Source organism: Corynebacterium sp. TAE3-ERU2, assembly GCF_019209955.1.
Taxonomy (GTDB): Bacteria; Actinomycetota; Actinomycetes; order Mycobacteriales; family Mycobacteriaceae; genus Corynebacterium; species Corynebacterium megadyptis.
In genome coordinates, this window is the sequence record NZ_JAHUTL010000006.1 from 187,640 (window position 1) to 201,805 (window position 14,166).

A 14,166-nucleotide genomic window follows, 5' to 3' on the forward strand; every position below is an offset into this window, starting at 1 on the left:
AGGTGGGGGAGTGGCACGCTCTGCCCGCGTTCGGCGCGGTTAAGAGATATGCATAGAATGAACAACTATGCGCCCCGAGATTCAGCACCAGCATGCCAGCCTAGATTCCACCCTGAGCACCCTGGAGAAGGTACTTGACCCGGTGGGACTGAGTGATGCCGTGCGGGAGTTGGAGATGAAGGCCGCCGACCCCTCGCTCTGGGATGATCCCGAGCACGCCCAGAGCGTCACCACGGAGCTATCCAATAAGCAATCCCAGCTCAAGCGCCTGACCCAGTTGCGCCAGCGGGTAGACGATCTGCCGATTATGTATCAGCTGGCCGAGGAAGAGGGCGAGCCGGAGGATCTGGCCGATGAAGAGCTGCGGGCGCTGCAAAAAGAAATCGAGTCGCTGGAAGTAACCACCATGCTCTCCGGCGAGTATGACGCCCGTGAGGCCGTGATCAATATCCGTTCCGGCGCAGGTGGCGTGGATGCCGCGGACTGGGCTGAGATGCTCATGCGCATGTACACCCGCTGGGCGGAGAAGAAGGGCCACAAGGTGGATGTCTATGACATCTCCTATGCGGAGGAGGCCGGCATTAAATCCGCCACCTTCGTGGTGCACGGCGAGTACATGTACGGCACCTTGTCGGTGGAGCAGGGGGCGCACCGTTTGGTGCGGCTCTCGCCCTTCGATAATCAAAGCCGCCGCCAAACCTCCTTCGCCGAGGTGGAGGTGCTGCCGGTGGTGGAAAAGACCGACCATATCGACATCCCCGACTCCGATATCCGGGTGGATGTTTTCCGTTCCTCCGGCCCCGGCGGGCAGAGCGTGAATACCACCGACTCCGCCGTGCGCCTGACCCACCTGCCCACCGGGCTGGTGGTGAGCTGCCAAAACGAAAAATCGCAGCATCAGAACAAGGCCTCGGCCATGCGCGTGTTGCAGGCTAAGCTGCTGGAGCGCAAGCGCCAAGAAGAACGCAATGAGATGGACGCCCTCGGCGCCGGCGGCAATGCCTCCTGGGGCAACCAGATGCGCTCCTATGTGCTGCACCCCTATCAAATGGTGAAGGATCTGCGGATGAACTACGAGGTCAATGATCCCACCAAGGTTCTTGAAGGCGACATCGATGACTTCCTCGAGGCCGGGATTCGCTGGCGCATCGCCCAGAACTCCGAGGAGGATTAACTCGGCCTTTCTCCGTGGGATCGGCGCAGGTGAGCGTCGATAAGCGCGCGGCAGAAATGTGGGGGCAGACTTTAACACCAGCCAACAGCAGAGTTTTCAATGTGACTGCTGGGAACTAGGGTGGTTCATGTGATCACGTTTGATGGTGTAACCAAGACATATAAGACGTCCACGCGCCCAGCGCTGGACAATATCAACCTAGAGATTGAGAAGGGCGAGTTTGTCTTCCTGATCGGCCAATCGGGGTCGGGCAAGTCCACCTTCCTGCAGCTGCTCGTGCGCGAGGAAGACGTGACGAGCGGCGATATCTACTTCGATGACTTCCATGTCAACGCCCTGCGTGGGAAGAAGATTAATGAGCTCCGGCGCAAGATCGGCTTTGTCTTCCAGGACTTCAAGCTGCTGCCGAAGAAGAATGTCTACGACAACGTGGCCTTCGCTCTGGAAGTAATTGGCAAGGATAAAAAGGCCATCGACAAGCTGGTGCCCGAGACTCTCGAGATGGTCGGCCTCGAAGCCAAGGGCAATCGCATGCCCCATGAGCTATCCGGCGGCGAGCAGCAGCGCGTGGCCATTGCCCGCGCCTTCGTGAACCGGCCGCTGTTGCTCTTGGCCGATGAGCCCACCGGCAACCTTGACCCGCACACCTCCACGGACATTATGGTGCTGCTCAACCGCATCAATAAGACGGGCACCACCGTGGTGATGTCTACGCACAACGCTGGTGCAGTGGACGCCATGCGCCGTCGCGTTATCGAGTTGAACCTGGGCAAGCTCGTCCGTGATGACGTCCGCGGCGTCTACGGCGAGGGCAATTAAGTAGCAGCGGGACAATAAGGAGACAACATTATGAGGCTTGGAATCGTGCTGCGTGAAGCCCTGCAGGGGCTCGGACGCAACATCACCATGACCATCGCGTTGGTGATTACCACCGCAATCTCGCTGGCACTGCTGGCCACCGGCATTTTGGTGACCAACATGACCGAACGCACCAAGGATATCTACCTAGATCGGGTGGAGACCATCGTGCAATTCGACGAGGAGATCTCGGCCAACGATCCCACCTGCGAAAGCGATGCCTGCCGCGAGATCCGCGAGCAGCTCGACGGTGCCGAGGGCGTTGAGGCCGTGACCTTCCGCTCCCGCGCCGATAGCTATGAGCGCTTCGTGGAGCTCTTTAAGGACACCGACCCCCAGCTGGTGGAATCGACCACCGAGGACGCCCTGCCCGCTGCATTGCACGTGCAGCTGACGAACCCGCTCGATGATTCCCCGCTGGAGCCCATCCGCGACAAGGAGCAGGTCATCGCGATCATCGACCAAAACGATGATGTCCGCGCGGCCACCGATAACCTTGATTCGATCCGCAACGCCACCTTCCTGATCGCCGCGGTGCAGGCCGTGGCCGCGATGTTCCTCATCGCCAATATGGTGCAGCTCGCTGCCTATCACCGGCGGGAAGAAACCAAGATCATGCGCATCGTCGGTGCCTCGCGGTGGTATACCCAAGCGCCCTTCATTTTGGAGGCCGTATTTGCCGCCCTCATCGGCTCGGCACTCGCCGTCGCCGGGCTTTTCGCCGGCAAGAAGCTGGTGGTGGACCAGGCCCTGTCCGATCTCTACTCCTCCCACATCATCGCGCCCGTGCTCGACCAGCACGTGTGGGTTCTCGCCCCGGTGATTGCACTCATTGGTGTGGGTTTTGCGGCCATTACCGCAGACGTGACCCTGCGCATATACGTGCGGAAATAGTTTCCGCCGCAGCGCTTATCGACGCCCACCTGCCGCACAGTTTTCCCGCAAAGGGAAGAAACGTGTCGGCCGGTGGGCGTTCTGCTGTCAGCTGGGTACGGAAGCGTAGGGGGCAGAGCGGAGGCATGCCTACCCGATATGGGGGTAGTGAATGCGAGAATATCCTCGGTTTAGGCAGTTGAGGCAGTCCTAAGTGAGCGAAAGCTAAATTAACCCTAGGAATTGGGGGTAAGGGTGCGTTACCCTTTCTCTGTGTCGAAGCAGATCCGCCACAGAAGCGGCTGTCGCATAGGTGGCGACGTGGGCTTCGACGTTTCGCTGTCACGTCGAGTGAGACGCACTCGCACGGACTGGGCGCCGTACCTGCCGTGGTTGTCGGCCACATGCATGGTGGACGCTCTCGATGAAAGGACGATTAACCCAATATGAAGAAGCACCTTCGCTTTACTGCTCTCAGTGCCATTGCTGCACTCAGCCTCGCTGGCTGTGCCACCGGTGAGGACAGTGGGTCCTCTTCCTCTTCTTCCTCCGCAGCGGATGGTTCCGCCTCCAGCGGCGAGGTAAAGATGGTCAGCGTCACCGATCAATTCGGTGAGCACGAAGTACCGGTGGATCCGCAGCGCGTCGTGGCCACCGATAACCGCATCCTCGAGACCCTGCAGGACTGGGACATCCCGCTGGTGGCGGCCCCGCAGGACATCATCCCCACCACCATCAGCTACCGCACCGACGATTCCGTGGTGAACATCGGCAATCACATCGAGCCGGACCTCGAGGTCATCGTGGCCGCCGAGCCCGACCTGGTGCTGAACGGCCAGCGCTTCCAGCGCATGTACGAGGACATCAAGTCGCTCGTGCCCGATGCAACGGTGCTCGACTATGAGATCGAGGAAGGCGAGGATCTCGGCGAGGAGCTGAAGAACCAGACCACCGACGTGGGCAAGATCTTCCAGCGCGAGGACGACGCCAAGAAGCTCAACGATAAGTTCGATGAGTCGGTCGCCGCCGCCAAGGAAGCCTACGACCCTGATCTCAGCGTGATGGCCGTGATCGTCTCCGGCGGTGAAATCGGCTATGTGGCCCCCACCGTGGGCCGCACCCTGGGCCCAGTGTTCGACCTTCTGGACCTCACCCCGGCCCTCGAGGTGGACAACGTCTCCGATGACCACAAGGGCGATGACATCTCCGTGGAGGCTATCGCCGCCGCGAACCCCGACATCCTGCTGGTGATGGACCGCGACGCCGCTGTGAAGGCCGACGATCCCGACTACACCCCGGCCCTGGAGGTGCTCCGCAACTCTGAGGCACTCAAGGACGTCCCCGCGATCCAGAACGACGCCATCATGGTGATGGATAACGACACCTACACCAATGAGGGCATCCAAACCTACACTGAGTACTTCAACGCTATTGCGGAGAAGTTCAAGGCTCTGAAGAAGTAGCACGTGTTCCACACCCGCGTGGGCAGGTCGTGGACCACCACGCGGGTGTGGTTTGTGTTGTCCCACCTGTGCGCTCAGCCTGCGGGCTGTGCCACGCATCACTTAAGGAGCTACCACAGCGATGAGCACCCCCGCCGTTACCTCTGCCGATGGCCGTGATTCGCGGCCCGCTCGCCGCACCACCCGCCACTCGGTATGGGATTGGAAGCTCGCGGTGGGCATCGTGGCGGTGGCGGGACTGCTGGTGGCCTCGCTTCTCGTCGGGGTGCATGACACCTCAGAGATGCTCAACATCACCCGCATCCCCCGCACTATTGCGCTCGTGCTGGCCGGCGCCGCCATGGCGCTGTCGGGATTGGTGATGCAGCTGCTTACCCAGAACCGCTTCGTGGAACCCACCACTACCGGAACCACGGAATGGGCGGCTCTGGGCTTGCTTTTTGCCATGATCATCTTCCCGAACCCGTCGCTGACCGTGCGCATGGTCTCCGCGGTGGTGTTCGCTTTCGTCGGCACCGTAGTGTTCTTCCTCTTTTTGCGCCGAGTCAGTCTGCGCAGCTCCCTGATCGTGCCCATCGTGGGCATCATGCTGGGGGCGGTCATCAGCTCCATCTCCACCTTCGTCGCCCTTCAAGTCAATATGCTGCAGCAGCTCGGCATCTGGTTTGCCGGCAGTTTCACCTCGGTGCTGCGGGGACAATACGAGGTGTTGTGGCTGGTGGCCTTCGTTGTCGTGGCGGTATGGATCTTGGCGGATCGCCTCACCGCCGCCGGCCTGGGCCAGGACCTCGCCACCACCATCGGCGTGAACTACAATCGCGTCCTCTTGATCGGCACCCTCATGATTGCCTTCGCCACTGGAGTGGTGACGGTCGTCGTCGGCAACCTGCCCTTCGTGGGCCTGATCGTGCCGAATGTGGTGTCCATGATCCGCGGCGATGACCTCCGCTCCAACCTTCCCTGGGTGTGCCTGCTCGGTATCGGCATTGTCACCGTCTGCGATCTCATTGGCCGGTTGATCATCATGCCCTTCGAAATTCCCGTGTCCGTGATCCTCGGCATCGTCGGGGCCGTCGTCTTTATCGGCCTGCTTCTCTCTCATCGAAAGGGCAGAATCTAGATGGCTTCTTTTTCGCTTATCGACGCCAACTCCCAGCCTTCTCCACCCTCGGGCTCTGCCGATTCCGCCGCGCCGCGGCATCGCACACTCGCCTTCGGCTCCAAGCGCACAGCTCGGCGCTATTGGTGGCTTATGGTGGCACTGAGCGTGGCCGCCGTTGCGCTCGCAGTGCTGCTGGTTTGGTGGGACAACCCGATGGAGGTGGGCACCCGCGGCTTTTGGCTCATTGCGGAGCGGCGTGCCTTCTCGGTAGCGGTGATGGCGATTGTCGCGATCTGCCACGGGCTTGCCACCGTCGCCTTCCAAACGGTGGCGAATAACCGCATCGTCACCCCCTCCATCATGGGCTTCGAGGCCCTCTACATCACCATCCAGACCAGCTTGGTCTACTTCCTCGGAGTATCTGGATTTATTGCCTTCTCTGGGCCGATGCAATTCGGCGTGCAGGTCGTGGTGATGGTGCTGCTGGCGCTCATGCTCTATGGGTGGCTCTTGGACGGGCATGGAAGCGATATGCAGCTGATGCTGCTCATCGGCATCATCATCGGCGGCGGTCTGACATCGGTGTCCACCTTCATGCGCCGCATGTTAAGCCCTAGCGAGTTCGATGTGCTCGCCGCGAAGATGTTTGGCTCGGTCAATAACGCCGATTCCTCTTATCTGCCCATCGCGATACCAGTGATGATCGTGGCCGCCGTCATTTTGCTCGGCAAGTCCCGCACACTCAATGTGCTCGCCTTGGGCAGGGAAGCCACCACGAATCTCGGGGTGAACTACCGGCGCCACACCATCATCGTGCTCACCTGCGTGGCCTGCCTCATGGCTGTGTCCACCGCGCTCATCGGGCCCATCACCTTCCTTGGCTTCCTCGTCGCCACCTTGTCCTACCAAGCCGCGGATACCTATGACCACCGGCGGATTCTGCCAATGGCGGCCCTGATGGGCTTCGTTGTGCTGGCGGGCGCCTACTTCGTGATGAAGCACATCTTCTACGCCCAGGGCGTGGTGTCCATCATCATCGAGCTCGTCGGCGGACTGGCATTCCTCATCGTGATCCTTCGGAAAGGCACCCTATGATTCGTCTGACCAATGTTTCCAAAACCTATGGCTCGGACACAGAGATCGGACCCGTGGACCTTGAGATCCCGACCGGTGGCATCACCGCCCTCGTCGGCCCCAATGGTGCCGGAAAGTCCACGCTGCTGACGATGATCGGTCGCCTCTTAGGAATGGATAGCGGCACGATCACCGTGGCTGGCTACGATGTGGCCAGCACCCGCTCGGAGGATCTCGCACACGTGCTATCGATCCTGCGCCAAGACAATCACTTCATCACTCGGCTCACCGTGCGCCAGCTCGTCAGCTTTGGGCGTTTCCCCTATAGCAAGGGGCGGCTCACCGCCGAGGACGAAACGATCATCGAGCGCTATCTCGACTTCTTCAAGCTCACCGATCTCGAGGACCGCTATCTCGACGAGCTCTCGGGAGGGCAGCGACAGCGCGCCTATGTGGCGATGGTGCTCGCCCAAGACACCGAATACGTGCTGCTCGACGAGCCGCTGAATAACCTCGACGTCGCCCACTCCGTGTCCATGATGAAGCACCTACGTACTGCCGCCCGCGAGCTGGGGCGCACGATCATCGTGGTGCTGCACGATATTAACTTCGCCTCCGCCTATGCCGACCAGATCTGCGCCGTGCAAAACGGCGAAGTGCTCTACTTCGGCCCACCCGAAGAGATCATGACCGGAGAGATCCTCACCGAAATCTTCCACACCGAGGTCACCTGCATGGAAGGGCCCGAGTATCGCGTTGCCGTTTATCACTAATCGGTGGCGAACCCTGGAGGGGGAGGGCATAGGACTCGGGACGAGTGCACGCTAGACTGGGGAGCTGTTATGAGCAAAAAGAAGAAGAAGCAGCAGCGCGCCGGAAAAGACGCCGTGGTGGCAACCAATAGGCGAGCGCGGCATGACTTCACCATCCTGGACACCTACGAGTGCGGCGTCGCTCTCGTCGGTACCGAGGTGAAATCCATCAGGGAAGGGAAAGTCTCCCTCGCTGACTCCTTCGCCACCATCGATAGGGGAGAGGTGTGGCTGCAGCACCTCAACATTCCCGAATACTCCATGGGTACCTGGACTAATCACTCCCCGCGGCGCAACCGCAAGCTGCTCTTGCATCGCCGTGAGATCGACTCCCTCGAGGGCAAGGTACGCGATGGGAAGCGCACCTTGATTCCGCTAAAGCTCTATTTCAAAGATGGCCGGCTCAAGCTGGAGCTCGGACTGGCCGAGGGTAAGCAGGCCTATGACAAGCGCCAAGACATTAAAAAGCGCACCGAAGAACGCGAGATCACTCGCGAGCTGGGGAGGCGGATCAAGGGCATCAACGCCTGATTAGTGCCTCATCAGCGGAGCCCCGTTGTGGGGCATTGTCAGCGCCCATTCTGAGGTGTAAGATGGAGCTTCCTGTGAACGGATGAGCACAATACCCGACCGTGTCACAGGACGAACGAGGGGCTGATTTTTGGTTTCGACTTCGTACACTGATCCAGGGGAAGCGTGCCGGTGCAGACTACTGACCACCGATTTAAGCGTCGTAGTAACTAAAATAAACGCAGAGAAGACCTCTCAGCGTGACTACGCCCTCGCTGCCTAATCAGCGACGCGTGTCTGTCGGCCTAGGGTAGTTCCCGCCCTAGTTCCCGGCATCGACTTAAGGGAACTTGCCCACTGGCTGTGTTGACGGGGCCAGCGGGGACTCTTACCGACAACTGGGCTCATCATCCGGATGTGTTCGTCCAAGCCGGAGAGCCGAGTAGAGATCAGCGCACGAACTGCGCACGGAGAAGCCCTGGTGAGATGACGAAGGACCCGGGTTCGATTCCCGGCAGCTCCACTAATTCAAACCCCTGTTCCCCCTCGGGAGCAGGGGTTTTTTCGCGTTCTAGGTTATCTACCTGCAATAATGAAAGGGAAGGGAAGGGAAACAAGCGGAAACGGGAGGAGGCTCATTCCCCACGCATTCCCCACGAACCCGCCTTCATTCCCCACGTATTCCCCACGCAGCCCCCACAGAACACGCCAAGAACCAGAGGTATCCACGCCATGGCACAACGACCACGCCGTCAATTCGGAGAAGTCTCCCGCCTACCGTCCGGCAAATATCGCGCCCGCTACACCGGCCCCGACGGCCGCCGGCACAAAGCACCATCCACCTTCTACACCCGCGACGACGCAACAATCTGGCTACGCACAGAGCAACGCCTCATCGAATTCAACGAGTGGACCAGCCCCGAACAGCGTGCCCGCAAACAACAAGCTGCTCACTACACGGTAGGCGCCTGGCTCACCCACTGGCTCGAAATCCAAGACCAACGCCTTAAGCCATCCACCATGCAGAACTACCGAGCCACCCTCCACCGCCGCATCCTCGACATCGACGGCCCCGCCGGCAAACTACGCGATATCCCACTTGGTGAGTTATCGCGCCGGGATGTAGCTGAGTGGTGGGATGCGGTGAACGCTCGGTTTGGGTATCAGGAGTACAACCGTGCGGCGTATAAGAGGTTGAAGACGGCGTTAGCTGCTGCGGTTGAGAGGGGGTTGGTGGAGCATAATCCCGTGTCGTTGCGGGATACGGCTAAGGGGATTCGCGCGGAGCGTAAGCAGTTGGCTTCAACTGAGCAGTTGAAGGCGGTGGTGAAGCACTTACCGGAGCGGTATCTACTTGTGGGGGTGTTGACGTTTTTCCATGGGCTCCGTATTGGGGAGGCGTTGGCGCTGCGGCGTAAGGATTTTGAGTGGGTGGGTGAGCGCCTTGTGGTGCATGTGCGTGGCAATGTTTTTCGGGTGCCTGGGGAGGGCATGAAGTACCAGGACTCGGCGAAGACCTCGGCGGGGAATAGGGTTGTGCCGATCTTCGAGCATTTTCACCCGCAGGTCGAGGAGCATCTACGCCGGTGGGTGGGCACTGATCCGGATGCGTGGGTATTCACGACCGGTGAGGGGCGGCTGGTGATGGATACCTCGTATCGCTCGGTGTTGCAGCGGGCGAAGACGGCGGCTGGGGTGGACGTGAAGATCACTCCGCATTATGGACGGGTGTGGATGATTACCACGCTGGTGGAGGCAGGCATGACGATCCCCGCGATTGGGGAGATTCTGGGCCAGCGTGATCTGAAGACGATCACCGAGGTGTATATGCGCACCTCGGAGGAACGTAAGCGTCAGGCACTGGAGAAGGCAGGGGAGGTATTTGGCGGTGTTTAGGGACGTGGTGTGTAGTCGCAGGTGAGTTGTTTGCCTTCGGGGTATAGGGGTGTGAAAGATTCAAGCCTGCGGCTTTCGATTCTGCCGGTGGCTTGGTCTTCCTCGGCGGTGTAGTGGACTTGTATCTCGAGGTTTTTGTCTGCGGCTAGTGTGGCGAGTTCTTCCATGGTGTCCTCGTCAGTCACTTGTAGTGTCTGGGAGGCGCCGACGTGCGGCTGAATGACAACAGTGTTCTCGGATCGTTTGAACCCGTCTATGACTCCTTGAGTGGTGTGGGATCGTTCCAAGTAGGTGGTGGATTCGTCGACAGCTGTGGAGAGCCGCTTGGCTGCCGAATTGGCGAATCGTAGTATCTGTGGCTGGTGGTGCCGCTGTGTGAGGGTGCCGTCTAGTTCCCATCCAGCTTTGCTCACTGTGTGTGATAACTTGCCGAGTTCGGCGCGGCTTTTCGGGGGAAGTTTCCGAAGACTGGACAAGAGGGCAGCTGTATCTTCGTTAGTGAGATTCGCAGTTTGCAGAGTGGCAGTGATTGCGCGAAGAGCTTGCGAGTCAATGTTGCTTGCCTCGGTGGTAGGAAGCTGACCGGCTTCCTCCTCGTTTGTGGGGCAGGGTACGCGGAAGACGAGACGTACAGAGCCTGGCTGAACCCCTTCGAGTTGGAGGTTGGTTACATGCTTTTGATCAGCTAGACCTTTCGAGGCGGAGCTGACGGCGTTTGTCAATGCCGTACTGAACGCGTTGAGATGTTTGGCGCTGGTGCCGTGGCCGTCGACGCTGCTGCCGTTGATGTGGATGTCTAGGCGAGCCTGGATCGGCGCGGTGAGCCGAGCCCAGATGTCCTCGAGTTCCGGGTTGCCGTGTACGACACCGCCATAGAGCTGGGAGAGCTCAAAGTCGTAAGTCTTCGGGCGGGTGCGGGCATCTTCAATCGAGGCCGAGAGGAGCCTCTCCCAGTGCTTGACGTCTAGCGTGGGTGGGTTAGACATTCTCGATCACCTCCACGAAGCCTTTTCTATCTTCTGTGACATGCCCATCGGGTCCTTTGACTGTACTCCATTGGTCAGCCCATGTTGCGCGATTGACGGGCGTATCGGGTGCGATGTAGGCGTCGATGAAACCAAACCCGGGACGAAGTACCTCTATCTCCTCTGAGGGGCCACCTCTGCCGAGTTTGGCGTGTACATCGTGGAGTGTCCATAGAGCTAAGCCGCGCTCGCTTAGCGCTCGATCAAACACTTCGACGGGGACTAGGTAGACCACGTCGATATCGCTGGGCCTAGCCCAGTCTTTGTGGGTGAGGAAACCACCATCGAGCCACACACGAACCGAGTGCCCGTTGAAGAGGAGACGCACAAGGAAGTGATGAATCTCGAAAAGCGTCCATTGGATTTCGCGTCGTTGACGCTGCTGCTCAGGTGCCTCTTCGACGAACCGTCGGCGCACCTCCGCTAAGTCAACCCTCCACGGCGAATCGCTAGAAGGTAAGCGAGGAGGGACACCTTCAAGAGGTGGCAACGGCATACGAAACGTCCTTAACCTAGCGAAAGAGAGCATCGTGTCTGTCTTGGCTACCAACTACGCTCACATGCGAACAGAAGGAAGCAGCAACACATTTCACCTTAAGTCACAAGCCCGCCCTGTAAGAGCGTTTTCTCATCCCAAAAAATGCGCCCGACACCGAACAGAACTCAGCGGCTGGCCCATGAATAGAACCAACCCTGGGCATCGTGCCTTAGAAAACCTCTGGAGCCGCATCGTGGCCCCAGTCGACAACGCTCCGCTAGCCGGTTCGCCGTAGACGTGAGGCTAGCCAGACCGGATGAGAGCCGCAGTAGGTCTCATAGCAGGTGCCTAGATGGGTGCCGCAGGCGTCGCTACAGCCAAACTCAAAGGAGCATCCCAAACACAGGCCCGCGAGAAACACGAAAGCTCGTGCATGGATGCACGAGCCTCGGAAGTGGAGCACCTAAGTGCGTCCACGGCTAAGGATAGCGGACGGCGCCGCTGCCGTTCGAGTGACACCTCATCGCACGCGAACCTTCGATAGCTTCATCGCTCGCCACACATCAACTAGGTGCACGGTGACCTCAAGTTCGCGGGCGATCGCGCCGGGATGGGGGCCGTAGAGCGTTTCGGCGGTGGCGTATTCGCTGTCGGAGATTAGGAGGCGGGCGGCGTATCGGTCTGCTTGTGTTTCTTGTTGAGTGTTTCCGTCGCAGAGGGTGTGTCCGCGTGTCGCGTGGCCGAGTTCGTGGGCGAGGGTGCAGCGGGCGTGTAGTTCGTTGAGATCGCGGCGGAGGCTGATGGCATTGTACTGGGGCAGCCAGAATCCTTTGGCCCCGCCGATGTGACGTACAAGCCGGATGCCCTTCTCAGCTGTGATGTCTTCTAGAGCGTCAAGCCCCAGACCCATAATCGTCGTCGCCTTCCGTAGGTTCTTCCGGGCTGGTGTCTGCCACGAGGTCAAGATCCTCCCGGCCGATATCTAGGTATCCGTCTGGTGTTAGCGGTAGTTCCGAATCGGCCGTTGCCGCGATGGAGGAATGGTCGGCATTGTAGATGCGGGGCAGGACATCGATAGAACGCTTATTCGAGTGCTTGGGCTGTTCGGTCGCGCTGCTAACCGTGGCATCGAAGGTGTCCTGCCACACGCCCGGTGTTGAATCGACGCGCCGGGCAAGCTCGCGGATCAGATCCTTGTCGCTAAGCATTTGGGCGGTTGTGGTGAGTGAGACGCCAATAGCTTCCTCGCTAGATAGGTAGCCGGTCGCAGCAAGGGCCTGGACGGGACTCTCGTTGTAGGCCCGAGCAAGTGCTATCACATTTTCGGCTGATAGCCTTCCAGCCTTCAATTGTCTGTTCAGTGTGGCGACCGAGATCTCTGCCTTTTGAGCTGCCGCGCGTCCACTGGCGCCTCCTGTGAGCGTGTGTAGCCACTTCTCATGCGTATCCATGTGTCTCATTATGGACCAAACGCAGGGAATTGCGCAAGATGCGCAGCGGTATTAGCTGCGGAAACGACTAACTTTACCTAACTGCTTGCGCATGATGCGCAATGTAGATTAGAGTGAGTCACGTATCGCAAAATGAACAACCCTGGGAGGTAAGAGTGGGCTACGTGATCCGGCCGCAGATTATCGACAAGATTCGCTCCGACAGGGGATTGACCTCTGACGAGGCTGTCGCGCGAGAAATCAACGTGTCGCTAGGGACTATTCAGAACATCCGCCACGGTCGCCAGCCGAGCTTCGCAACCGCTATGCGGCTAATCGAGGCCGCCAACGTTACCGATATTCGAGCGGCAATCGCCCGCGTGGACGCCGAAGTAGCGGCATAGGGAAGGCCCCCTGCTGACACAAGGGGCCTAATGGAAAGGACTGCCAGATGCTAGGAATCCTCAATAAGTGGGTTCGGCTGATCAAAGGGGAGATACCCGTCCGGCCAGGTAGCTTTCACGGGAGTCGCGTGAGAGACCAAAACGGTTGTAGTGGACTCCGTGTCTCCGAATTCCAAGAGACCGCATCCACTGTCGGACCGGATCACCTCCAGTATGCGGGTCAGCTCCCACTCAATGTAAGCACAGGGGCCTGTAATCGTGACTCCTGCGCCGACTGTGAGTGTCGCGAAACCGAAATCGTCGTCTCTGCTGAGAACACGCTTGAATGCTTCTTTCGAAATCGGCGATGGCATAGACAATCACCTCCTTCCCGTGGCCAGCCGCCACACAAGCGAGGCTACCTGCAAGAACAGTGTTAAGGAAGAGGGAAAAGTATGGCAACGAAGATTCATAAGCTCAACATAGAGGCCGCTGATACCGGTATCGATCTCAATGTTGATGGTGCGCCAGAGGGTATCCACATCGAATACGAAATTCTCACAGCAGTGATGGCGGCGATGGCAAAGGAAGCCTACTCAGAACTACGTTTCAACGCGGTTGTGCCACCGCTGGTCTTCACACGCCGCATAGGCCTCCCCGAGCAGGAGGAGACTAAACGTACGCAGACAGCCAGCCAATGTGTGGGGAAGACCCCGCCGAAAATACCTGAGGAAGTGGAGATTATCAGTAACCAACACCTCTGGATCGACGGCGAGGAATTCCCATGGACAGTGCTAGGCGTCACTGCAAAAACATCCCCCAATGATGTTTCCATCATCGAGGTGACAATCCCAGCAATGGCGATCACCGCAGTGGCAGGGAATCACTAAGACGCGCCCCGTCAGGCTCCGACCACTCAACAACGACATGACCGGGGGCACCCCAAGCCTGGGCGAATACCTCGGAAATCCAGTCGCCCGGGTTCATTTCCTCGACAGTGTACGACCACCTGGGATTGCCCGTAGAGGTCGCAACAATCGCGCCAGAAAGGCTGAAGTGAACATCATGGACCGTCACTCCACAGTTAT

The 14,166-nt window shown here is 59.2% G+C and carries 15 protein-coding genes and 1 other RNA gene; 12 read left to right on the forward strand and 4 right to left on the reverse strand.

The window, feature by feature from the left end:
• Positions 1 to 67 precede the first annotated feature (67 nt).
• The 10 genes from prfB (at position 68) to KRX12_RS09735 (ending at position 9,762) form a co-directional block, all read left to right on the forward strand.
• Positions 68 to 1,174 (forward strand): peptide chain release factor 2, encoded by a 1,107-nt coding sequence (gene prfB / locus KRX12_RS09690; protein WP_218365181.1) that lies wholly within the window; start codon positions 68 to 70, stop codon positions 1,172 to 1,174.
• Positions 1,175 to 1,303: 129 nt separating this feature from the next.
• Positions 1,304 to 1,993, forward strand: coding sequence for a cell division ATP-binding protein FtsE (gene ftsE / locus KRX12_RS09695; RefSeq protein WP_218365180.1), 690 nt, complete (start codon positions 1,304 to 1,306; stop codon positions 1,991 to 1,993).
• 30 nt (positions 1,994 to 2,023) lie between these two features.
• A complete protein-coding gene (ftsX, locus tag KRX12_RS09700) occupies positions 2,024 to 2,926 on the forward strand; it encodes a permease-like cell division protein FtsX (RefSeq protein WP_151530431.1) in 903 nt (300 codons plus the stop codon).
• A 425-nt stretch (positions 2,927 to 3,351) separates the two neighbouring features.
• On the forward strand, positions 3,352 to 4,368 hold the full coding sequence (locus KRX12_RS09705; protein ID WP_218365179.1) for a siderophore ABC transporter substrate-binding protein: 1,017 nt from the start codon (positions 3,352 to 3,354) through the stop codon (positions 4,366 to 4,368).
• 121 nt (positions 4,369 to 4,489) lie between these two features.
• Positions 4,490 to 5,488: an ABC transporter permease gene (locus KRX12_RS09710; RefSeq protein WP_218365178.1), complete on the forward strand. Its 999-nt coding sequence runs from the start codon at positions 4,490 to 4,492 to the stop codon at positions 5,486 to 5,488.
• Complete coding sequence (locus KRX12_RS09715) at positions 5,489 to 6,565, forward strand: iron chelate uptake ABC transporter family permease subunit (RefSeq protein WP_218365177.1); 1,077 nt, start codon at positions 5,489 to 5,491, stop codon at positions 6,563 to 6,565. It begins immediately after the preceding gene.
• On the forward strand, positions 6,562 to 7,317 hold the full coding sequence (locus KRX12_RS09720; RefSeq protein ID WP_218365176.1) for an ABC transporter ATP-binding protein: 756 nt from the start codon (positions 6,562 to 6,564) through the stop codon (positions 7,315 to 7,317). Before KRX12_RS09715 ends, KRX12_RS09720 begins: the two co-directional genes overlap by 4 nt.
• A 69-nt stretch (positions 7,318 to 7,386) precedes the next feature.
• Entirely contained in the window at positions 7,387 to 7,887 is a 501-nt protein-coding gene (gene smpB, locus KRX12_RS09725) for an SsrA-binding protein SmpB (RefSeq protein ID WP_218365175.1), read from the forward strand.
• 119 nt (positions 7,888 to 8,006) lie between these two features.
• Positions 8,007 to 8,392, forward strand: a transfer-messenger RNA (tmRNA) gene (ssrA, locus tag KRX12_RS09730).
• 206 nt (positions 8,393 to 8,598) lie between these two features.
• The gene (locus tag KRX12_RS09735) at positions 8,599 to 9,762 is read left to right on the forward strand and encodes a tyrosine-type recombinase/integrase (RefSeq protein WP_218366483.1); all 1,164 of its coding nucleotides are present in this window, start codon (positions 8,599 to 8,601) and stop codon (positions 9,760 to 9,762) included.
• On the opposite strand, the gene KRX12_RS09740 is transcribed toward KRX12_RS09735, so the two are convergent.
• The 4 genes from KRX12_RS09740 to KRX12_RS09755 all read right to left on the reverse strand — a co-directional run bounded on the left by KRX12_RS09740 (position 9,759) and on the right by KRX12_RS09755 (position 12,716).
• Positions 9,759 to 10,748 carry a hypothetical protein gene (locus KRX12_RS09740; RefSeq protein WP_218366484.1) on the reverse strand — a complete coding sequence of 330 codons (990 nt, stop codon included), beginning with the start codon at positions 10,746 to 10,748 and terminating at the stop codon, positions 9,759 to 9,761. The genes KRX12_RS09735 and KRX12_RS09740 overlap by 4 nt on opposite strands.
• Positions 10,741 to 11,205, reverse strand: a complete 465-nt coding sequence (locus KRX12_RS09745; RefSeq protein ID WP_218366485.1) for a hypothetical protein — start codon at positions 11,203 to 11,205, stop codon at positions 10,741 to 10,743. The genes KRX12_RS09740 and KRX12_RS09745 overlap by 8 nt, the downstream gene beginning before the upstream one ends.
• Before the next feature lie 580 nt (positions 11,206 to 11,785).
• Positions 11,786 to 12,175: an ImmA/IrrE family metallo-endopeptidase gene (locus KRX12_RS09750; protein ID WP_218366486.1), complete on the reverse strand. Its 390-nt coding sequence runs from the start codon at positions 12,173 to 12,175 to the stop codon at positions 11,786 to 11,788.
• Complete coding sequence (locus tag KRX12_RS09755) at positions 12,159 to 12,716, reverse strand: hypothetical protein (protein ID WP_218366487.1); 558 nt, start codon at positions 12,714 to 12,716, stop codon at positions 12,159 to 12,161. Before KRX12_RS09755 ends, KRX12_RS09750 begins: the two co-directional genes overlap by 17 nt.
• A gap of 155 nt (positions 12,717 to 12,871) precedes the next feature.
• Between KRX12_RS09755 and KRX12_RS09760 the strand changes: the two genes are divergently transcribed.
• A complete protein-coding gene (locus tag KRX12_RS09760; RefSeq protein WP_218366488.1) occupies positions 12,872 to 13,099 on the forward strand; it encodes a helix-turn-helix transcriptional regulator in 228 nt (75 codons plus the stop codon).
• A gap of 434 nt (positions 13,100 to 13,533) precedes the next feature.
• Positions 13,534 to 13,968 (forward strand): hypothetical protein, encoded by a 435-nt coding sequence (locus KRX12_RS09765; protein WP_218366489.1) that lies wholly within the window; start codon positions 13,534 to 13,536, stop codon positions 13,966 to 13,968.
• Positions 13,969 to 14,166: the final 198 nt, after the last annotated feature.